Source organism: Kluyvera sp. (assembly GCF_965301105.1).
Window position 1 is genome coordinate 1 of the sequence record NZ_CBDKZX010000073.1, and the last position, 19,990, is coordinate 19,990.

General features: G+C 51.5%; 18 protein-coding genes. 12 read left to right on the forward strand and 6 right to left on the reverse strand.

Features of this window, described 5'->3' with window-relative positions; all coding sequences use genetic code 11:
- The first annotated feature begins 906 nt into the window (after positions 1-906).
- Positions 907-1,536 carry a thymidine kinase gene (tdk, locus tag ACW14G_RS18420; RefSeq protein WP_163448657.1) on the forward strand — a complete coding sequence of 210 codons (630 nt, stop codon included), beginning with the start codon at positions 907-909 and terminating at the stop codon, positions 1,534-1,536.
- Between the two features lie 143 nt (positions 1,537-1,679).
- Here the strand turns inward: tdk and adhE are convergent, their stop codons facing one another.
- Positions 1,680-4,352 carry a bifunctional acetaldehyde-CoA/alcohol dehydrogenase gene (adhE, locus tag ACW14G_RS18425; RefSeq protein ID WP_455648713.1) on the reverse strand — a complete coding sequence of 891 codons (2,673 nt, stop codon included), beginning with the start codon at positions 4,350-4,352 and terminating at the stop codon, positions 1,680-1,682.
- 496 nt (positions 4,353-4,848) lie between these two features.
- Between adhE and ACW14G_RS18430 the strand changes: the two genes are divergently transcribed.
- The 7 genes from ACW14G_RS18430 to ACW14G_RS18460 all read left to right on the forward strand — a co-directional run bounded on the left by ACW14G_RS18430 (position 4,849) and on the right by ACW14G_RS18460 (position 12,716).
- A complete protein-coding gene (locus tag ACW14G_RS18430; protein WP_163448655.1) occupies positions 4,849-5,496 on the forward strand; it encodes a YchE family NAAT transporter in 648 nt (215 codons plus the stop codon).
- A gap of 760 nt (positions 5,497-6,256) precedes the next feature.
- Positions 6,257-7,888, forward strand: coding sequence for an oligopeptide ABC transporter substrate-binding protein OppA (gene oppA, locus ACW14G_RS18435; protein ID WP_249023193.1), 1,632 nt, complete (start codon positions 6,257-6,259; stop codon positions 7,886-7,888).
- Positions 7,889-7,973: 85 nt separating this feature from the next.
- A complete protein-coding gene (gene oppB / locus ACW14G_RS18440) occupies positions 7,974-8,894 on the forward strand; it encodes an oligopeptide ABC transporter permease OppB (RefSeq protein WP_249023194.1) in 921 nt (306 codons plus the stop codon).
- Between the two features lie 14 nt (positions 8,895-8,908).
- The gene (gene oppC / locus ACW14G_RS18445) at positions 8,909-9,817 is read left to right on the forward strand and encodes an oligopeptide ABC transporter permease OppC (protein WP_163448653.1); all 909 of its coding nucleotides are present in this window, start codon (positions 8,909-8,911) and stop codon (positions 9,815-9,817) included.
- Positions 9,818-9,828: 11 nt separating this feature from the next.
- Positions 9,829-10,824, forward strand: a complete 996-nt coding sequence (oppD, locus tag ACW14G_RS18450) for an ABC transporter ATP-binding protein (RefSeq protein WP_163448652.1) — start codon at positions 9,829-9,831, stop codon at positions 10,822-10,824.
- Positions 10,821-11,825, forward strand: coding sequence for a murein tripeptide/oligopeptide ABC transporter ATP-binding protein OppF (oppF, locus tag ACW14G_RS18455; protein WP_163448651.1), 1,005 nt, complete (start codon positions 10,821-10,823; stop codon positions 11,823-11,825). Before oppD ends, oppF begins: the two co-directional genes overlap by 4 nt.
- Before the next feature lie 51 nt (positions 11,826-11,876).
- Positions 11,877-12,716 (forward strand): ion transporter, encoded by an 840-nt coding sequence (locus ACW14G_RS18460; protein WP_411908114.1) that lies wholly within the window; start codon positions 11,877-11,879, stop codon positions 12,714-12,716.
- Between the two features lie 41 nt (positions 12,717-12,757).
- On the opposite strand, the gene ACW14G_RS18465 is transcribed toward ACW14G_RS18460, so the two are convergent.
- Together ACW14G_RS18465 and cls are read right to left on the reverse strand one after the other, a co-directional pair.
- Positions 12,758-13,087: an HI1450 family dsDNA-mimic protein gene (locus ACW14G_RS18465; RefSeq protein ID WP_163448650.1), complete on the reverse strand. Its 330-nt coding sequence runs from the start codon at positions 13,085-13,087 to the stop codon at positions 12,758-12,760.
- 33 nt (positions 13,088-13,120) lie between these two features.
- On the reverse strand, positions 13,121-14,581 hold the full coding sequence (gene cls, locus ACW14G_RS18470) for a cardiolipin synthase (protein WP_167575719.1): 1,461 nt from the start codon (positions 14,579-14,581) through the stop codon (positions 13,121-13,123).
- Positions 14,582-14,724: 143 nt separating this feature from the next.
- Here cls and ACW14G_RS18475 point away from each other — a divergent pair, with 143 nt between their 5' ends.
- Entirely contained in the window at positions 14,725-14,898 is a 174-nt protein-coding gene (locus ACW14G_RS18475; protein ID WP_122983154.1) for a YciY family protein, read from the forward strand.
- A 55-nt stretch (positions 14,899-14,953) separates the two neighbouring features.
- Here the strand turns inward: ACW14G_RS18475 and ACW14G_RS18480 are convergent, their stop codons facing one another.
- Positions 14,954-15,250, reverse strand: a complete 297-nt coding sequence (locus tag ACW14G_RS18480) for a YciI family protein (RefSeq protein WP_064545104.1) — start codon at positions 15,248-15,250, stop codon at positions 14,954-14,956.
- Positions 15,251-15,470: 220 nt separating this feature from the next.
- Here ACW14G_RS18480 and tonB point away from each other — a divergent pair, with 220 nt between their 5' ends.
- On the forward strand, positions 15,471-16,190 hold the full coding sequence (gene tonB / locus ACW14G_RS18485; protein WP_419057498.1) for a TonB system transport protein TonB: 720 nt from the start codon (positions 15,471-15,473) through the stop codon (positions 16,188-16,190).
- A gap of 29 nt (positions 16,191-16,219) precedes the next feature.
- Here the strand turns inward: tonB and ACW14G_RS18490 are convergent, their stop codons facing one another.
- Positions 16,220-17,080: a fructosamine kinase family protein gene (locus ACW14G_RS18490; protein WP_167575721.1), complete on the reverse strand. Its 861-nt coding sequence runs from the start codon at positions 17,078-17,080 to the stop codon at positions 16,220-16,222.
- 252 nt (positions 17,081-17,332) lie between these two features.
- Positions 17,333-18,265: a 6-phosphofructokinase II gene (gene pfkB / locus ACW14G_RS18495; RefSeq protein ID WP_249023195.1), complete on the reverse strand. Its 933-nt coding sequence runs from the start codon at positions 18,263-18,265 to the stop codon at positions 17,333-17,335.
- 315 nt (positions 18,266-18,580) lie between these two features.
- Between pfkB and ACW14G_RS18500 the strand changes: the two genes are divergently transcribed.
- Both ACW14G_RS18500 and ACW14G_RS18505 read left to right on the forward strand, forming a co-directional pair.
- Complete coding sequence (locus tag ACW14G_RS18500; RefSeq protein WP_163448645.1) at positions 18,581-19,339, forward strand: DUF481 domain-containing protein; 759 nt, start codon at positions 18,581-18,583, stop codon at positions 19,337-19,339.
- Between the two features lie 270 nt (positions 19,340-19,609).
- Positions 19,610-19,855, forward strand: a complete 246-nt coding sequence (locus ACW14G_RS18505; RefSeq protein ID WP_163448644.1) for a YdgH/BhsA/McbA family protein — start codon at positions 19,610-19,612, stop codon at positions 19,853-19,855.
- Positions 19,856-19,990 lie beyond the last annotated feature (135 nt).

The window sequence follows — 19,990 nt, forward strand, 5'->3', positions numbered from 1 at the left end:
ATCTCAAACTTATATTGTGGGGTGGTTTGTTGAACTAATAATAGAGCGATAAAATCAGATGTGCAATAGGGAAGAATGTAAGGAATTCAAAATAACGTGTTATTTGATGCTGTCATTAATATTTATAAGTTAAATTGTGGGCCAGGTTCCTCATCTTTCCCGTACTAATTGTCAGGAGGCGTAGCGGGATAACGAGCGGGGCGGAGATGATGGGATGTGTATAAATATACCCCGTACGGGTAAATATCAACCTTATGTATTAGCTGGTATGCATCCATTTTGTGCATTACTTTATCGACAATGAATGATTGCGTGACTCAACCACTTCACGGCCTGTCCGTGCTTTTGCAGCGCATTCCTTAACACTATTAACCTATTTGCCTCAGAGCCTGTATGGGTAAATTGCATGGCGGTGAAAACGATTTTACCGTGCGGACAATGGCAATACCGCAGGCAGCATCAGGGTTATCGGCTTTAAGCCCATAGTTATGACGATGTTATTTCAACCTGCGACTGTTTAATTTATGGATAACAATGTCCTGCAAGTCGCTACACAAATTGGCGGCGATCACATTTTTTTAGACAGACTCATTCATCTTTTCAACTATTAACCTCGCTAGCTAATTTTACCGTGATGGTCCGCCAGCTGTATGCGGCGGCGGAGGGCAAAAGTGGTTAACTATTTCAGATTTATGATGAAGTTACCTTCGTGCCAGGGATAAATACGTAGGGCGAAAACGACAGTGACGTAATATATCGGTTTTTCTGAATATTTCAGTTGTATCAGGCTCATAATCGAGAGGTGTCTTCATCCTGCAATGGTGAAGAGGACACAGGAAGACTGTGGGCAAAATATGCTACACTGCACGCCGTTTAAAAAACGCATCGATTAGGATTTTGCAGCCAATGGCACAACTTTATTTCTACTACTCAGCAATGAATGCCGGGAAGTCGACCGCTCTGTTGCAGTCGTCATACAACTACCAGGAGCGCGGTATGCGCACTATCGTTTATACCGCAGAAATAGACGATCGCTTTGGCGCCGGGAAAGTGAGCTCGCGAATTGGCCTCTCTTCGCCTGCGAAGCTGTTTAATCAGACCAGTAATCTGTTTGCCGAAATTAGCGCTGAGAATGCGCGTGAACGCATTAACTGCGTGCTTGTCGATGAATGCCAGTTTCTGACGCGTGAACAGGTCTACGCGCTTTCTGATGTGGTAGATAACCTGGATATTCCGGTATTGTGCTACGGGCTGAGAACGGATTTTCGCGGCGAGCTGTTTAGCGGTAGCCAATATTTACTGGCGCTCTCTGACAAACTGGTTGAGTTAAAAACGATCTGCTTCTGCGGTCGTAAAGCCAGCATGGTGCTGCGACTCGATCAGGAAGGGCGGCCGTACAATGAGGGTGAGCAGGTGGTGATTGGCGGCAACGAGCGTTATGTATCCGTTTGCCGTAAGCATTACAAGGAGGCGCTTGAAAAGGGCTCTCTGGCTGTTATTCAGGACCAGCACCGTATGACCTGCCGTTCTTGTTAAACGTCTCTACGTACGTTTGAGGCCCTGATGGATATGGGGAGCCAAACGTGCGTGGTTTTCCGTTGATGTTTACGGAATAAAAAAAAGCCCCATCATGATGATGGGGCTTTTTGCTTATGCTTTTCAGCGAGCGTTAAAGCGGATTATTTCTTCGCTTTTTTCTCAGCTTTCGCCGGAGCGGCTTCTTTCTTCTCTGCTGCCGGAGCGCCTTCAACGAATTCACGACCGTAGTAGGTATCCAGCAGAATCTGTTTCAGTTCAGAAATCAGCGGGTAACGCGGGTTAGCGCCGGTGCACTGGTCGTCAAACGCATCTTCAGACAGTTTGTCAACGTGCGCCAGGAAGTCAGCTTCCTGCACGCCAGCTTCACGGATAGACTTAGGAATACCCAGTTCAGCTTTGATTTCGTCCAGCCAGCCCAGCAGTTTTTCAATTTTCGCTGCAGTGCGGTCGCCCGGAGCAGACAGACCCAGGTGGTCAGCGATTTCCGCGTAGCGACGACGTGCTTGCGGACGGTCGTACTGGCTGAATGCAGTCTGTTTAGTCGGGTTGTCGTTCGCGTTATAACGAATAACGTTGCTGATCAGCAGGGCGTTCGCCAGACCGTGAGGAATGTGGAACTGAGAACCCAGCTTGTGCGCCATAGAGTGACATACACCCAGGAAGGCGTTCGCAAACGCGATACCGGCGATAGTCGCTGCACTGTGAACACGCTCACGCGCTACCGGGTTCTTAGAACCTTCGTGGTAGGACGCTGGCAGGTTTTCTTTCAGCAGTTTCAGAGCCTGCAGTGCCTGGCCGTCGGAGAACTCAGAAGCCAGTACGGAAACGTAAGCTTCCAGGGCGTGAGTTACCGCATCCAGACCACCGAACGCACACAGTGACTTCGGCATATCCATCACCAGGTTGGCATCAACAATCGCCATGTCTGGAGTCAGCGCGTAGTCAGCCAGCGGGTATTTCTGGCCGGTTGCGTCGTCGGTTACTACCGCAAACGGAGTCACTTCAGAACCGGTACCGGAAGTGGTGGTGACAGCGATCATTTTCGCTTTCACGCCCATTTTCGGGAACTTGTAGATACGTTTACGGATGTCCATAAAGCGCAGCGCCAGCTCTTCGAAGTGGGTTTCCGGGTGTTCGTACATAACCCACATGATTTTCGCTGCATCCATCGGGGAACCGCCGCCCAGCGCGATGATCACGTCTGGTTTGAACGAGTTCGCCAGGTCTGCACCTTTACGGACGATGGTCAGAGTCGGGTCAGCTTCAACTTCGAAGAACACTTCGGTTTCAACGCCAGCCGCTTTCAGAACAGAAGTGATCTGGTCAGCGTAGCCGTTGTTAAACAGGAAGCGGTCGGTCACGATCAGCGCACGTTTGTGGCCATCGGTAATCACTTCATCCAGCGCGATTGGCAGAGAGCCACGGCGGAAGTAGATAGATTTCGGAAGTTTGTGCCACAACATGTTTTCAGCTCGCTTAGCAACGGTTTTCTTGTTGATCAGGTGTTTCGGACCAACGTTTTCAGAGATGGAGTTACCACCCCAGGAACCACAACCCAGAGTCAGGGAAGGTGCGAGTTTGAAGTTATACAGGTCGCCGATACCACCCTGAGAAGCCGGGGTGTTGATCAGAATACGCGCGGTTTTCATCATCTGACCGAAGTAAGCTACGCGTTCTGGCTGGTTGTCCTGGTCGGTGTACAGGCAAGAGGTATGACCGATACCGCCCATCGCAACCAGTTTTTCCGCTTTATCAACAGCGTCTTCGAAGTCTTTCGCACGGTACATGGCCAGGGTCGGAGACAGTTTTTCGTGAGCAAACGGCTCGCTCTCATCAACAACTTTTACTTCACCGATCAGAATCTTGGTGGTTTCTGGAACAGAGAAGCCTGCCAGTTCAGCAATTTTGTATGCAGGCTGACCAACGATAGCCGCGTTCAGCGCGCCATTTTTCAGGATAACGTCCTGAACAGCTTTCAGCTCTTTACCCTGCAGCAGGTAGCCGCCGTGAGTCGCGAAACGCTCACGTACTGCGTCATAAACGGAATCAACAACAACAACAGACTGTTCAGAAGCACAGATTACGCCGTTATCGAAGGTTTTAGACATCAGAACGGACGCAACGGCACGTTTCACATCAGCGGTTTCATCAATTACAACCGGAGTGTTACCAGCGCCTACGCCGATAGCAGGTTTACCGGAGCTGTATGCCGCTTTAACCATGCCTGGGCCACCGGTCGCGAGGATCAGGTTGATGTCCGGGTGGTGCATCAGCGCGTTAGACAGTTCTACAGACGGTTGGTCAATCCAGCCGATCAGATCTTTCGGTGCGCCAGCAGCGATAGCAGCTTGCAGCACGATGTCAGCCGCTTTGTTGGTTGCGTCTTTAGCACGCGGGTGCGGAGAGAAAATGATGGCGTTACGCGTCTTCAGGCTGATCAGCGATTTGAAGATAGCGGTAGAAGTTGGGTTAGTGGTCGGTACGATACCGCAGATGATGCCGATAGGTTCAGCAATAGTGATGGTACCGAAAGTGTCGTCTTCGGACAGCACGCCACAGGTTTTTTCATCTTTATAGGCGTTGTAGATATATTCTGAAGCGAAGTGGTTTTTGATCACTTTATCTTCAACAATACCCATGCCGGATTCGGCAACGGCCATTTTGGCGAGAGGGATTCGAGCATCTGCAGCGGCCAGAGCGGCGGCGCGGAAGATTTTGTCAACTTGCTCTTGAGTGAAACTGGCATATTCACGCTGGGCTTTTTTTACGCGCTCTACGAGTGCGTTAAGTTCAGCGACATTAGTAACAGCCATAATGCTCTCCTGATAATGTTAAACTTTTTTAGTGAATCATCTGCTCGACAAGTCAGTATAGACAAATCACCTGCAGCTGGCGAAAAAGTTAAGGAAACAAAGCGTTACCCACGAACTGATCCACTTGATTTACTAAAAGAGCTTCGATTTAGCCAAGGAGCTTACCGGAAAAAATACGACTTATTTATGAGGTCGTTTCTCTTTCGGTGTAAGCAGATTACCCACTTCTGAGTACGATTTACGTGATCTAAATCAAATTTAAGCTAAGCTGACACCTTTCAGCAGGGCTGTTTTAGCAAAATGTAGAAGCTGTTAATCATTCGTGAGTATCGGTGCTGTAAACATTAGCATACTTTATACAAATTTATAACACTCTGTTTTTACCTCATTTTTCTGGACAATTCTGGTGAACATGGTCGATAAAAAAGGTATTGTCTGCGCCACTCTCGATTTACTGTTCATCAACGACAACTTTTAATGATGCTCCGGGGTTCACGTGATTCAGACGTTGTTTGATTTTCCTATTTTCTTTAAGTTCTTTATTGGACTGTTTGCACTGGTGAACCCGGTTGGTCTGATTCCGGTTTTCATCAGCCTGACGAGTTATCAAACGGCAGCGGTGCGCAACAAAACCAACCTGACGGCTAGTCTGTCGGTTGCCATTATTCTCCTGACTTCGTTATTCCTTGGCGATCTGATCCTGCAACTTTTCGGTATCTCGATTGATTCCTTCCGTATTGCTGGCGGGATCCTGGTGGTCTCGATTGCGATGTCGATGATCAGCGGCAAGCTGGGAGAAGATAAGCAGAACAAGCAGGAGAAATCAGAGACTGCCGTGCGTGAAAGTCTGGGGGTTGTGCCGCTGGCGCTGCCATTGATGGCGGGGCCGGGTGCTATTAGCTCCACGATCGTATGGGGTACACGCTATCATTCGCTAACCTATCTCCTCGGTTTTTCCTTATCTATTGCGCTATTCGCCTGGTGTTGTTGGGGCATTTTCCGTATTTCTCCGTGGCTGGTGCGTATGCTGGGGCAAACGGGGATTAACGTAGTCACCCGTATTATGGGGTTGTTACTGATGGCGTTGGGGATTGAATTCATTGTGACCGGTATCAAATCCATCTTCCCGGGTCTGGTCGGCTAATTATTCTGCGGCGACGGTAGGGCACTCAAAACTACTGTTGCCGTTAATATCAGAAAAACATATCACTCATTCCGCAAGTCGCTGTACAAATAATCAATTTGAATATTTGAATAAACATATACATATCAACAAGATATTCTTGTCCTGCCATACCGTCTTTCTTCACATAAATGTTATTTCCCTCACACGATACTCTGGGGCTTGCTGTTAGATAATTGAAATGATATTAGTAATTTCAGTTTCAGGGCAGAGTTATGTGCTAAAAAATGAGCAACTGTTAAATTTTCGTACAAAAAACAGCCTCTGATACTGAGCCAGCAAACAACAGGCACCATTTTTTGTATATCTATCTGATAATAATAGATTTAAGAATATCGTGTTTTGTGCATACGCTGTCATCAACAGGCTGCTTTGCTGGCTAAAAGAGAATTGGTTAACAAATTTGCAAATTATATTGGCGGCGATAATCGGCATTTGGTACTTTCCGGCCTGAGTTATTCGCAACATAAAGCTATGTAAATGATAACTGTTTCCATATGTAAGCAGTTATGAACAGAATAAGAAAAGCGTCCCGACAGGGGGGAGGCTTTAATGAATCGACGTCAGGCTGCCATAAGAGCGGCCGTAATAAAAAAGTCGGTGATAGCAGGCAGTAAATGACCTGGCAGACGCAAAAATCTCCTGCGCTGCACAGGAACCCGAAAGGGGACTAAACAGGCTGACGACAGTCAGTAATAATAATGAACGGAGTATCAACACAATGTCCATCATCACAAAAAAAAGCCTGGTTGCGGCTGGCATTCTCACAGCGCTGATCGCAGGGAACGTAATGGCTGCAGATGTTCCTGCAGGCACCGAGTTAGCGAGCAAACAAACGCTGGTACGAAATAGCGGTGCTGAACCGCAGTCTCTCGACCCGAATAAAATTGAAGGGGTGCCAGAGGCGAATATCAGCCGCGACCTGTTCGAAGGGTTGCTGAATACCTCTCCAAAAGACGGTCACCCGATTCCGGGCGTCGCCGAAAGCTGGGACAATAAAGATTTTAAAGTCTGGACATTCCATCTGCGTAAAGATGCCAAATGGTCCAACGGCGAACCGGTTACCGCACAAGATTTCGTTTATAGCTGGCAGCGTCTGGTCGATCCGAAAACCGCATCGCCATATGCCAGCTATCCACAGTACGGCCATATTGTGAACGTTGATGAAATTATCGACGGCAAAAAAGCACCGAGCGAACTGGGCGTCAAAGCGATTGATGACCACACTCTGGAAGTGACGCTGAGTGAGCCAGTGCCTTATTTCTATAAGCTGCTGGTGAACCCGGCGATGTCTCCGGTTTACAAACCGGCGATCGAGAAATTCGGCGAGAAATGGACTCAGCCGGGCAACATCGTAACTAACGGTGCGTACACCCTGAAAGACTGGGTTGTTAACGAACGTATCGTGATGGAACGTAACCCACAGTACTGGGATAACAAGAAGACCGTTATCGATCAGGTGACCTGGCTGCCGACCTCTTCTGAAGTGACTTACGTAAACCGCTACCGCAGCGGCGAGCTGGATATGACCTATAACCAGCTGCCGATCGAACTGTTCCAGAAACTGAAAAAAGAGATTCCGAACGAAGTTCACGTCGATCCGTATCTGTGTACTTATTACTACGAAATTAACAACCAGAAAGCCCCGTTCACCGACGCTCGCGTACGTACCGCGCTGAAGCTGGGTCTGGATCGCGATATCATCGCCAACAAGGTCAAAGGCCAGGGCGACCTGCCGGCTTATGGTTACACGCCGCCGTATACCGATGGCGCGAAGTTGACCGAACCAGAGTGGTTCAAGTGGTCACAGGAAAAACGTAATGAAGAAGGTAAAAAACTGCTGGCGGAAGCGGGTTATACCGCTGAAAAGCCGCTGACCTTCAACCTGCTGTACAACACCTCCGATTTGCACAAAAAACTGGCTATCGCCGCGGCCTCACTGTGGCGTAAGAACCTGGGCGTCGAAGTCAAACTGGTTAACCAGGAGTGGAAGACCTTCCTCGACACTCGTCACCAGGGGACTTATGACGTTGCGCGCGCTGGCTGGTGTGCGGACTACAACGAACCAACCTCCTTCCTGAACACCATGTTGTCCGGTAGCTCAATGAACACCGCGCACTATAAGAGCGAAGCGTTCGATAAGATCATGGCTGAGTCGGTAAAAGCCGCCAACGAAGAGCAACGCACAGCCGCGTATGCCAAGGCTGAACAGCAGTTGGATAAAGATACCGCTATCGTACCGGTCTATTACTACGTTAACGCCCGCCTGGTGAAACCATGGGTTGGCGGCTACACCGGTAAAGACCCGATGGATAACGTCTATACCAAAGATCTGTACGTTATCAAGCATTAATGGCAATACGTGGGGCGAGCATGTGCTCGCCCCATCGTGTCTTATTTGAGAGCAGTGCAAAGGCACATGCCAGAAGGTACGGGCAATGTTGAAATTTATATTACGTCGCTGTCTGGAAGCGATTCCGACGCTATTTATCCTTATTACGATTTCCTTCTTTATGATGCGCCTTGCGCCGGGCAGCCCATTTACGGGTGAGCGTACGCTGCCGCCCGAGGTCATGGCCAACATCGAAGCAAAGTATCACTTAAACGATCCTATCCTGGTGCAGTACGGTAATTACCTGAAGCAGTTAGCCCACGGTGATTTCGGCCCCTCCTTTAAATATAAAGATTATTCCGTTAACGATCTGGTCGCAGTGAGCTTCCCGGTGTCGGCAAAATTAGGCGCGGCAGCGTTTCTGCTGGCGGTTATTTTGGGCGTCACGGCTGGGGTGATTGCGGCATTAAAACAGAACACGAGATGGGACTATGCGGTCATGGGGGTAGCAATGACCGGGGTGGTTATTCCCAGCTTTGTCGTCGCGCCGCTGCTGGTGATGATATTTGCGATTACGTTGCACTGGCTGCCCGGCGGCGGCTGGAACGGTGGGGCGCTGAAATTCATGATTCTGCCGATGGTTGCGCTCTCTCTGGCCTATATCGCCAGCATTGCGCGTATTACCCGTGGCTCGATGATTGAAGTTTTACACTCCAACTTTATTCGTACCGCCCGCGCAAAAGGCTTGCCGATGCGGCGGATTATTTTCCGCCACGCGTTAAAACCCGCGCTGCTGCCGGTGCTTTCTTATATGGGGCCTGCCTTCGTCGGTATTATTACCGGTTCGATGGTGATTGAAACCATCTACGGCTTGCCGGGGATTGGACAGCTGTTCGTTAACGGAGCGCTTAACCGCGATTACTCTCTGGTGCTTAGCCTGACGATTCTGGTTGGCGCATTAACGATCCTGTTTAACGCGGTGGTAGATGTGCTCTACGCCGTTATTGACCCGAAAATCCGTTATTAAGGCTGGAGCTCGCTATGATGTTAAGTAAAAAGAACAGCGAGGCGCTGGAAAGTTTCAGCGAGAAGCTGGAAGTCGAAGGGCGTAGCCTGTGGCAGGATGCGCGCCGACGCTTTATGCATAACCGCGCGGCGGTCACCAGCCTGGTCGTGCTGGTGCTGATTGCGCTCTTCGTAACGCTGGCGCCCATGCTATCGCAGTTTTCCTACTTCGATACCGACTGGGGCATGATGTCCAACGCGCCAGATATGGAGTCCGGTCACTATTTTGGCACCGACTCTTCCGGGCGCGATCTGCTGGTGCGTGTGGCAATCGGCGGACGTATCTCACTGATGGTCGGTATTGCTGCCGCGCTGGTGGCCGTCATCGTGGGGACGTTGTACGGTTCGCTCTCTGGCTATCTGGGCGGCAAAGTTGACTCGGTAATGATGCGCCTGCTGGAAATCCTCAACTCCTTCCCGTTCATGTTCTTCGTCATTTTGCTGGTGACCTTCTTCGGGCAAAACATCCTGTTGATTTTCGTCGCCATCGGGATGGTTTCCTGGCTGGATATGGCGCGTATCGTGCGCGGTCAGACGCTTAGCCTGAAACGTAAAGAATTTATTGAGGCGGCCCAGGTCGGCGGTGTCTCTACCGCGAGCATCGTTGTCCGCCATATCGTGCCGAACGTACTCGGGGTCGTGGTGGTTTACGCCTCTCTGTTGGTGCCAAGCATGATTCTGTTTGAATCCTTCCTGAGCTTCCTTGGTCTGGGGACACAAGAGCCGCTGAGCAGTTGGGGAGCGCTGTTAAGCGATGGCGCTAACTCGATGGAAGTGTCGCCGTGGCTGCTGCTGTTCCCGGCTGGATTCCTGGTCGTGACGCTGTTTTGTTTCAACTTTATCGGCGATGGCCTGCGTGATGCCCTCGACCCGAAAGACCGTTAAGGAGTGTTGCCATGAGCATAATTGAAACGGCAACGACGTCGCAGCGGTTGCTGGACGTAAAAGATCTGCGTGTGACCTTTAAGACGCCTGACGGTGATGTGACCGCCGTTAATGACCTCAACTTCAGCCTGCGTGCGGGTGAGACGTTGGGGATCGTCGGCGAGTCCGGTTCGGGTAAATCGCAAACGGCGTTTGCCCTGATGGGGCTATTGGCAAGCAACGGGCGGATCGGCGGTTCGGCACTGTTTAACGGGAAAGAGATCCTTAACCTGCCGGAGCATGCGCTGAATAAACTGCGTGCCGAGCAGATTTCAATGATTTTCCAGGACCCAATGACCTCCCTGAACCCGTACATGCGGGTAGGTGAGCAGCTGATGGAAGTGCTGATGCTGCATAAAGGCATGGGCAAGGCCGAAGCGTTTGAAGAGTCGGTCAAAATGCTGGATGCGGTCAAAATGCCGGAAGCGCGTAAGCGTATGCGAATGTATCCGCACGAGTTTTCCGGCGGTATGCGTCAGCGCGTGATGATTGCGATGGCTTTGCTGTGTCGGCCAAAACTGCTGATTGCCGATGAGCCCACCACCGCGCTGGACGTGACCGTTCAGGCGCAGATCATGACACTGTTGAACGAACTGAAGCGTGAGTTTAACACCGCAATTATCATGATCACTCACGATCTCGGCGTCGTCGCCGGGATCTGCGATAAGGTGCTGGTGATGTACGCGGGCCGTACAATGGAATATGGCAAAGCGCGCGATGTGTTCTATCAGCCTGCGCACCCGTACTCTATTGGTCTGCTGAATGCGGTTCCACGTCTGGACGGTGAAGGTGAATCGCTGCTGACCATTCCTGGCAACCCGCCAAACCTGTTACGTCTGCCAACCGGTTGCCCGTTCCAGCCTCGCTGTCCGCACGCGATGGAGGTGTGCAGCAGCGCGCCGCCGCTGGAAGAGTTTGCGCCAGGCCGCTTACGCGCCTGCTTTAAGACCGTGGGGGAACTGGTATGAGCGCCGTGACTGACGAAAGAAAAGTACTGCTCGAAATCGCGGATTTAAAGGTCCACTTCGAGATTAAAGATGGCAAACAGTGGTTCTGGCAGCCGCCGAAAACGCTGAAAGCGGTAGATGGCGTCACGCTTCGACTGTATGAGGGCGAAACGTTAGGGGTGGTCGGCGAGTCTGGCTGCGGGAAATCAACCTTTGCGCGAGCCATTATCGGTCTGGTGAAAGCCACCGACGGTAAAGTGGCCTGGCTGGGGAAAGACCTGCTCGGCATGAAACCGGATGAGTGGCGCAATGTGCGTAGCGACATTCAGATGATTTTCCAGGATCCGCTGGCGTCATTGAACCCACGTATGACTATCGGTGAGATCATTGCCGAGCCGCTGCGCACCTACTACCCGAAAATGCCGCGTCAGGAAGTGCGCGACAAAGTGAAAACCATGATGATGAAGGTGGGGTTGCTGCCAAACCTCGTCAACCGCTATCCGCATGAGTTTTCCGGCGGCCAGTGCCAGCGTATCGGCATTGCGCGTGCGCTGATCCTTGAACCGAAACTGATTATCTGCGATGAGCCAGTTTCGGCGCTGGACGTGTCGATTCAGGCGCAGGTGGTCAACCTGCTGCAGCAACTACAGCGTGAGATGGGGCTGTCGCTGATTTTCATCGCTCACGATCTGGCGGTAGTGAAGCATATCTCCGATCGTGTACTGGTGATGTATCTGGGACATGCGGTAGAGCTGGGCACCTACGATGAGGTGTACAACAATCCGTTGCATCCTTACACCAGAGCGTTGATGTCCGCCGTGCCGGTGCCCGATCCCGACCTGGAGCAGAATAAAACCATTCAGCTTCTGGAGGGCGAACTGCCTTCGCCGATCAACCCACCGTCAGGCTGTGTATTCCGGACCCGCTGCCCGCTGGCGGGGCCAGAATGTGCGCAAACGCGTCCACTTCTGGAAGGAAGTTTCCGTCACGCCGTTTCCTGTCTCAAGGTTGACCCGTTATAATCGTCAGGGCTGGCAGGTTGCCAGCCCTTATTTTTTATACGAGGGTTCATCGTGACCGGGATTAGCGCTTTGCGCCATCGTCTTTATCATTTCTTATTCGATCAACGCACGCGGACCGGGCGCCGGTTTGAAGCGCTGTGCGGTTGTTTTGCCTTATTAAGCGTTGTCACTATCTTTATTGAGTCGGGTATCGGTACAACTTACCATCTCACCTACGATGAATGGCATGCTTTTGTCTGGCTGGAAATTGCCTTTACGCTGGTATTCACGCTGGAGTATTTCCTGCGTCTATTCTGCTGGCCCAATCCCGCACGCTACGTTTTCAGCTTCTGGGGATTTATCGACCTGGCCACCATTCTGCCGTTTTACGTGATCATGCTATGGCCTGAAATCGGCGTGGAATATTTGTTTGCCTGGCGTGCGATGCGTGTGATTCGCGTACTGCGAATTTTGAAGCTGCTCCGGCTGATGCCCGCGCTGAATAGTTTGTGGAGCGCGATCGTTAATTCCCGTCATCAGCTGATTCTATTCTACGCGTTTATCGGCATCGTAATGGTTGTTGCGGGGGCGCTTATGTACGGAATCGAAGGGCCGGTGAACGGTTTTACGACGCTGAGTACGGCGGTATATTGGGCGATTGTGACGGTCACGACGGTGGGTTATGGCGATATTACGCCACATACCGCTGCGGGCAGAATGGTGGCGTCTGTTCTGATCTTAATCGGTTACTCTGTGATCGCGATTCCGACCGGGATTATTACCGCTCAGATGACCAGCGAATTCCAGAAACGTCGTCAGGAACGGGTGTGTCCGCATTGTAAACAGCGACACCATGAGCCAACTGCGCGCTATTGCAACGGCTGTGGTACCGCACTGCCTCGGCAACAATAATTTGCCGACAAAAAAGGGCAGCGTGGCTGCCCTTTATCTTATTACTCGCGCCAGAGAATATGGCAAAGCTTGTGATCTTTTTCGCGACACAGTAGCACGCGGGCGAAAATATCGTTGATCTCGCCGCCGTCGGTATCCGCCAGACCAATCACCACTTCAGCGAAGAAATCGGGATTCAGATCGAAATCAACGTGATCTTTCCAGTCTTCGGAAGGGTCGAACAGCTCGGCGCCGCCGCGCTCTTCAAACTGCAGGTTGAACAGAATAATGTCGGCCGGGTCAAGGTTGTCACCCGCAAGCTCAAGAAAAATGTCATAAGCCTGTTCGAGCGTTTCATCTTCGGTCAGACGATTGTTTAAATCCATATCCATGATGGCTACCTGTTGAGTGCTAATGGGCACGTTTTACAGTAATGGGCTAAAGAAGTAAAACAGTCGTTCGGCGAGACGATGCCAGAATGGTCGTTTCACCCACAGTCGTGCATCCAGCAGACGTGAACGGGAAATATAGTCGTCCTGTACGGCAGCCAGATCGCTACCGAATCCGCTGTCGTCTATCACCAACGTAATCTCGAAGTTGAGCCACAGGCTACGCATATCGAGGTTAACCGTCCCGACCAGGCTCAGTTCACCGTCGACCAGCACGCTCTTGGTATGCAGCAGGCCCCCTTCAAACTGATAGATTTTGACGCCCGCAGCCAGCAGTTCCGTAAAGAAGGCTCGACTGGCCCAGCCAACCAGCACTGAGTCATTTTTACGCGGCAAAATGATGCTCACATCAACTCCACGCTGCGCGGCGGTGCAGATAGCGTGCAACAGATCTTCGCTCGGAACAAAGTACGGAGTCGTCATGATCAGGTATTCGCGAGCGGAATACGCCGCGGTGAGCAGTGCCTGATGAATCAGGTCTTCAGGGAAACCAGGCCCGGACGCAATCGTCTGGATTGTATGCCCGCTGGCCTCTTCAAACGGCATGATGTTGAGGTCGGGCGTCGGCGGTAAAATGCGTTTGCCGGTCTCAATCTCCCAGTCGCAGGAGTAAACGATACCCATGCCGGTGGCGATAGGGCCCTCCATACGCGCCATCAGGTCAATCCACTGGCCGACTCCGGAGTCTTGCTTAAAGAAGCGCGGGTCGACCATGTTCATACTGCCGGTGTAGGCAATATAGTTGTCGATCATGATCATTTTGCGATGCTGGCGTAAATCCATCCGGCGCAGGAACACACGCATCAGATTAACCTTCAGCGCTTCAACAACCTCGATGCCCGCATTGCGCATCATGGCGGCCCAAGGGCTGCGGAAGAAGGCGACGCTGCCTGCGGAGTCCAGCATCAATCGGCAGTGCACGCCGCGACGGGCAGCGGCCATCAGCGATTCAGCAACCTGATCGGCCATGCCGCCTGGCTGCCAGATATAAAAGACCATCTCGATATTGTGGCGCGCCAGCTGAATATCGCGAATGATTGCCTGCATCACGTCGTCAGACTCAGTCAATAGCTGTAGCTGATTGCCCTTGAGACCCGCGATACCCTGACGGCGCTCACATAGCTTAAACAGAGAAGAGGCAACCTGGCTGTTGTCTTCGGCGAAGATATGTTTGCAGGCTTTTAGATTGTTCAACCACTTTGCGGTTGACGGCCACATCGCGCGCGCGCGTTCTGCGCGGCGTTTTCCAAGGTGTAGTTCACCGAGTGAAAGATAGGCGATGATACCGACCAACGGGAGAATATAAATAATCAGCAGCCAGGCCATGGCTGAAGGCACGGCACGTCGCTTCATCAGAATACGTAACGTTACCCCAGCGATTAACAACCAATACCCCAGAATGGCCATCCAACTTACTACGGTGTACACGGTTGTCATATTTCGAAAATCCTTTTGCTTGCCAGTTGTTAAGAGTTTACGCATCAGAAGAGATCTGGCAAATAAAAACGCAATGAGAAACCGCTGGTCAGCCATTTGCAAGGGGCTATAATGGGGCGTCTTTTTTAGCAAGAGCGTTAGAAATGAAGCGTAGTAGACCGGAAGTGGGGCGCTGGCGGATGGTGAGACAAGCCAGTCGTCGCAAAGCGCGTTGGTTAGAAGCACAATCGCGTCGTAATATGCGCATCCACTCCATCAGAAAGTGCCTGGTCGGCCGGCAGCGAAACTGCCTGTTGTTTGCCATTTACGATCTCTGATGATTAAAAGGGCACCGTCAGGGTGCCCTCTGTTTTTCAGCCTGCTTAGCGCAACTCAAAAAACCTTTTTATACGGTTTTACCGAAACCTGCTGGTACACACCAGCCGCGACATAGGGATCGTCCTGCGCCCAGGACTGAGCTGCTTCCAGCGATTCAAATTCCGCAATCACCGTTGAACCACTAAAACCTGCCGCGCCCGGATCGTTGCTGTCAACGGCTGGCATTGGCCCGGCGGTCAGCAAACGGCCTTCATCATGCAGCAACTGCAAACGAGCCAGATGAGCGGGGCGGACCGAAAGACGTTTTTCAAGAGAGTCGGCGATATCCTGAGCATAAATGACGTAAAGCACGGGCGGAGCTCCTGTTTAAATAGTTTGCGGATTACGGTAAGACAAAGCGCCAGCGACTGCAATGCAAAGTTTTGTGTGCAGGAAAAGACGCGAAACGTCGCGGTTTTTTTGACCAAGCGCAGGAGAAAATTGACCGAAGATAAGATGGCTTATTGAATATGATTGCTATTTGCATTTAAAATCGAGTTCTCATTTTTCAACTGTAACGACTATGACTGCAATGACCCTTGATTTACCCCGCCGGTTTCCGTGGCCGACGTTGCTCTCTGTTGGCATCCATGGTGCCGTCGTGGCCAGTCTGCTTTATACCTCGGTACATCAGGTTATTGAATTGCCCGCTCCCGCACAGCCGATTACCGTCACGATGGTTGCGCCGGCCGATCTTGAGCCTCCTCAGGCTGTCGCTCAGCCGCAGCCAGTCGTTGAGCCGGAGCCCGAGCCTGAACCCGCGCCGATTCCGGAGGTTCAGCAGGCGCCGGTCGTTATTCACAAACCAAAACCGAAGCCGAAGCCGAAGCCAAAACCCAAGCCGGTGAAAAAAGTCGAACAGCCGAAGCCTGAAGTGAAGCCGGTTGAATCGCGTCCTCTGTCAACGGTTAACCGTGATGCGCCGCCGGCGCGTTCGGTCGCCAACAATTTGCCGGGGGCAAGCGCGCCGTCGGTTAGCGCACCTACCGGCCCACGAGCGTTGAATCGCCCGCAGCCGGGTTACCCATCGCGCGCCCAGGCGCTGCGTATCGAAGGTAAAGTAAGGGTGAAATTCGACGTGACCGCCGATGGTCGCGTGGAGAATGTGCAAATCCTCTCAGCGCAGCCATCCAACATGTTTGAGCGCGATGTTAAAACGGCAATGCGGAAATGGCGTTACGAATCCGGCAAGCCGGGGACGGGGCTGATTATGAATATTGAGTTCCGCTTGAAAGGCGTTCAGATGAACTAAGTAAAAGCCCCCGAAAGGGGGCTTTGTCATTATGCGGCCAGAACCTTATCCATTGCCTTTTGCGCGATCACCAGATGCTGTCCGCCAAATAGAATCGCCCGGTTAATCAACGTATAGAGCTGATATATCGGCTGGCGCTCAAGGAATCCGGCTGGCAGCGGTGAAATCGACTGATAGCCGTCGTATATTTGCGGTGGTTGGTCGGGATGCAGCGGCAACATCGCCAGATCACACTCGCGATCCCCCCAATAGCAAGCCGGGTCAAAAATGTACGGCCCGTTTGGCCCCAGTGCGCAGTTGTTTGACCAGAGGTCGCCGTGCAGCAGCGAAGGCTGCGGCTGATGCGAACTCAAGCGCTGCTGGATATGATCGACAATCGCGTCGATATCGCCAAACTCCATGCCTTTTTCTGCGGCCAACTCTAACTGCCAGCCAATTCGCTGCTCGGCAAAAAAATTCGACCAGCGACGTTGCCAGGCATTGGGCTGTGGGGTGGTGGAAAGGTCGTTGTCAAAATCGAGGCCAAACTGCGGTTGGTCGCTCCACTGATGCAGGTGAGCGAGCTGCTGGCCCAGCAGGAAGGCATTGTGTGCGTCCAGAGGACGGGGCGGCAGATACTCCATCACCAGGAAACTGTAGTCGCGGTCTGTACCCACGACGAACACTTCCGGGACGGTCACGGTTTTACTACGAGAGAGCAGCTCGAGCTGATCGGCCTCCGCGGTAAAAATGGGCAACAATTCACGTTCATCGCACTTCACGAAGAAATCCCGACCGGCATAACGTATATGCCATGCGGCATGAATTTCTCCGCCGGGCAGTTCAGTACGCAGATCGATTTCGCCACTTCCAAGTTGCTCGCCTAACAGGCTACTGATCGCTTGCCACATGATGTCTCTCCCCATGTTTTCTGCCGTATCATAAGGTTAGCGCATTACTGCTGGGTAAAAATTCGAGCTATACCGCACAACGGGTAAAAAGAATGTAGATCGCAGAGGCAGGATCGTACTCCCTCTGCTACAGACGTGTGATGACTGCGCTTCGTATGCACCCCATTGTTAACCATGGAGTTTGCTTAGCATAGCCGATTACGGCGATTTAGCGACCTGCGGGATGCCCCGCAGATCCGTTTTCCTGCACATTTAGTGCTGTAGCAGATAAGAATAAATTTTCTGCGTATTTTCGCGTGAACACAGGCGGGTACCTTGATTGATCGTGGCGGCACTGCCTGCCGCGACGCCATAGCGCACCATTTCCTCAAGGCCGGCGCCCTCTGCAAGTTTCAGCGTCATGGCGCCGACCATGCTGTCACCTGCGCCAACGGTGCTCTGGCTTTTGATCGGCGGCGGGACAACCTGCACGCATGAATGCGCGTCAACGGCCAATGCTCCCTGTGCGCCCAAAGAAACCACCACGCGACGCGCTTTCCCGCTGCGAACGATCTCCTGTGCGGCGTTGCGAACATCATCCGGTTGGTTCAGGTCCCGCTGAACCAGTGCGCTAAGTTCTTTCTGATTGGGTTTAACCAGCTCGATGTCGCCGATCGCCAGCGCGGCCGCGAGGGCATCGCCGGAGCTATCAATAATGCAGCGTAGCCCGTGCTGCTGGGCGGATTTAATCAGGCTGACAAACTGTGTGAGGGAGACCCCTGGCGGCAGACTTCCGCTAATAACCAGCAGAGAGCCAGAATCGATCTGCGATATGTTGTTTTGCAGCGCTTCCAGTTCATCATCATGCAGCGTGGCGCCTGGCATGACAAAGCGATACTGCTCGCCGCTGGCATCAACGTGGACGTGGAGATTCTGCCGCGTCCATTCACGGGATTCGACACTGTTGACGGGAACATGTTCGGCTTGTAGTAACGCCACCAGATGTTCTCCGGTCGCACCGCCCGCCGGAAAGAGAGCGGTAGCGTTGCCACCCAGAAAGGTGATCGCGCGCGCAACATTGATTCCACCTCCGCCAGGTTCAAAGACAGGAGCGCTGCAACGAAGTTTACCTTCGGGATAAATTTGTGGTGTTTGCGTGGCGCTGTCGAGTGAAGGGGCGAGCGTCAGTGTGTGAATTTTAACCATAGCTATAACCTCCCTTTATGAGCAAATAGACTGCTCTGGACACAACCTGGTTTAAGTCTGGCACTTGCCTGATGAGAATGAAAGAAACAACAGCATGATTTTTATAGAAAAGTGTAAATAACTGCTGACTTTTATTATGAAATAAAATGCGCTTTAAGACGGCTCTTATTCAAAAAATGAAAGACGAATAGCATTGCTATGTTATTCGTGCCTTTTTATAATTTGTTGCCTTTCTATGGACCACCCCGACGTTGATCCTCGCGAAAGTTTCCGGGACGGAATCGTCTCCTTTTTTGTTGTACGGACTCATAATAAATGAAGCTTTTGAAGACAGTACCGGCAGCGGTTGTGCTGCTGGGGGGCGTGTTTGCGTCTGCATATGCAACCGCCAGTGATACCGTTTTTACTGTCATGGATGACCCAACCAGCGCTAAAAAACCTTTTGAAGGTAACGTGAATGCGGGCTACCTCGCACAATCTGGCAATACCAAAAGCTCATCAGCAACCGCTGATTCAACGCTGACCTGGTACGGTGATACGACGGCATGGTCCCTGTGGGGCAATGCCAGCAATACATCCGCTAACGATGAACGCTCTTCTGAAAAATATGCTGTTGGCGGCCGTGGTCGCTATAACATGACGCATGAAGACTATCTGTTTGGCCAGGCTAGCTGGTTAACCGACCGTTATAACGGCTATCACGAGCGTGATGTCTTTACCGCAGGTTATGGTCGCCAGTTCCTGACCGGGCCGATCCACAGTTTCCGTTTTGAATTTGGTCCCGGTGTTCGTTACGACGAATACACCGACGGAAACTCGGAAACACAGGCGCTGGGTTACGCGTCTGCGGCCTATGCATGGAAGATGACCGACACCACTAAATTCACTCAGGGTGTCTCTGTATTGGGGGCCGATGATACGACCGTCAACTCAGAAACCGCGCTAAATGTTGCTATCAATGAGCACTTTGGCCTGAAAGTGGCCTACAACGTGACGTGGAACTCTGAGCCTCCGGAAACGGCACCGAATCACACCGATCGCCGTACTTCTTTGACGTTGGGTTATACCATGTAGTCATTTACGGGCCGGAGATAAGCCGGCCTGTATTTTCAATTCTGCGCGATGTGTTATTATTAAATACGACCGCTGTTTTATTTAATTAAAAATTCATAACCTCCATAATATCTCCACATTTGCCCCTTTCGACATAATATTCAATAAATTTGACACGAATAGCTAAATATTTTGACTAGGCAAAAGTGTGATCTGGATCTACACTTGTGTTCAAGGGCGAAATGATGCCTTGGCGTTCAAAAGTCTTAATCCAGTTAGAGAATAAACATTATGAAAAATATCAAAATCGCATCTGCAGCTATTCTGCTGTCAACACTCTCTTTCGGTGTATTTGCTGCCGAGCCTGCCACGCAGCCAGCCAGTTCCACTAAAGCCGCTACCGTTCAGCACGTTGGTATCTCCAGCGCCTATGACGTTGAAGCCGGTTCCAACATTGCCCCGGGCTCACAGAATACCGGTCGTTCTATGGATGACGCATTCAATGTTCACACCCTGGTTGCCGGTGAGTGGTACTAACTATTCTGTGCTGTAATAATTTGATTTTCTATTGATTATTAATATCGGCAGAGAAAACCGGGTAGAGTTGTACCGGTTTTTCTTGCTGCCATTATTCTTTTTGAAAATAAAGAACTTCAGTTTTTGTCATTAAAT

Bases quoted from the DNA above. Each gene is read 5' to 3' on its own strand.
- oppB (WP_249023194.1), top strand. From the start codon at position 7,974: ATGTTGAAATTTATATTACGTCGCTGTCTGGAAGCGATTCCGACGCTA.
- ACW14G_RS18475 (WP_122983154.1), top strand. From the start codon at position 14,725: ATGAAGCGTAGTAGACCGGAAGTGGGGCGCTGGCGGATGGTGAGACAA.
- ACW14G_RS18465 (WP_163448650.1), bottom strand. From the start codon at position 13,087: ATGGATATGGATTTAAACAATCGTCTGACCGAAGATGAAACGCTCGAA.
- oppC (WP_163448653.1), top strand. From the start codon at position 8,909: ATGATGTTAAGTAAAAAGAACAGCGAGGCGCTGGAAAGTTTCAGCGAG.
- oppD (WP_163448652.1), top strand. From the start codon at position 9,829: ATGAGCATAATTGAAACGGCAACGACGTCGCAGCGGTTGCTGGACGTA.
- ACW14G_RS18505 (WP_163448644.1), top strand. From the start codon at position 19,610: ATGAAAAATATCAAAATCGCATCTGCAGCTATTCTGCTGTCAACACTC.
- ACW14G_RS18500 (WP_163448645.1), top strand. From the start codon at position 18,581: ATGAAGCTTTTGAAGACAGTACCGGCAGCGGTTGTGCTGCTGGGGGGC.
- oppF (WP_163448651.1), top strand. From the start codon at position 10,821: ATGAGCGCCGTGACTGACGAAAGAAAAGTACTGCTCGAAATCGCGGAT.
- tonB (WP_419057498.1), top strand. From the start codon at position 15,471: ATGACCCTTGATTTACCCCGCCGGTTTCCGTGGCCGACGTTGCTCTCT.
- pfkB (WP_249023195.1), bottom strand. From the start codon at position 18,265: ATGGTTAAAATTCACACACTGACGCTCGCCCCTTCACTCGACAGCGCC.
- adhE (WP_455648713.1), bottom strand. From the start codon at position 4,352: ATGGCTGTTACTAATGTCGCTGAACTTAACGCACTCGTAGAGCGCGTA.
- cls (WP_167575719.1), bottom strand. From the start codon at position 14,581: ATGACAACCGTGTACACCGTAGTAAGTTGGATGGCCATTCTGGGGTAT.
- oppA (WP_249023193.1), top strand. From the start codon at position 6,257: ATGTCCATCATCACAAAAAAAAGCCTGGTTGCGGCTGGCATTCTCACA.
- ACW14G_RS18490 (WP_167575721.1), bottom strand. From the start codon at position 17,080: ATGTGGCAAGCGATCAGTAGCCTGTTAGGCGAGCAACTTGGAAGTGGC.
- tdk (WP_163448657.1), top strand. From the start codon at position 907: ATGGCACAACTTTATTTCTACTACTCAGCAATGAATGCCGGGAAGTCG.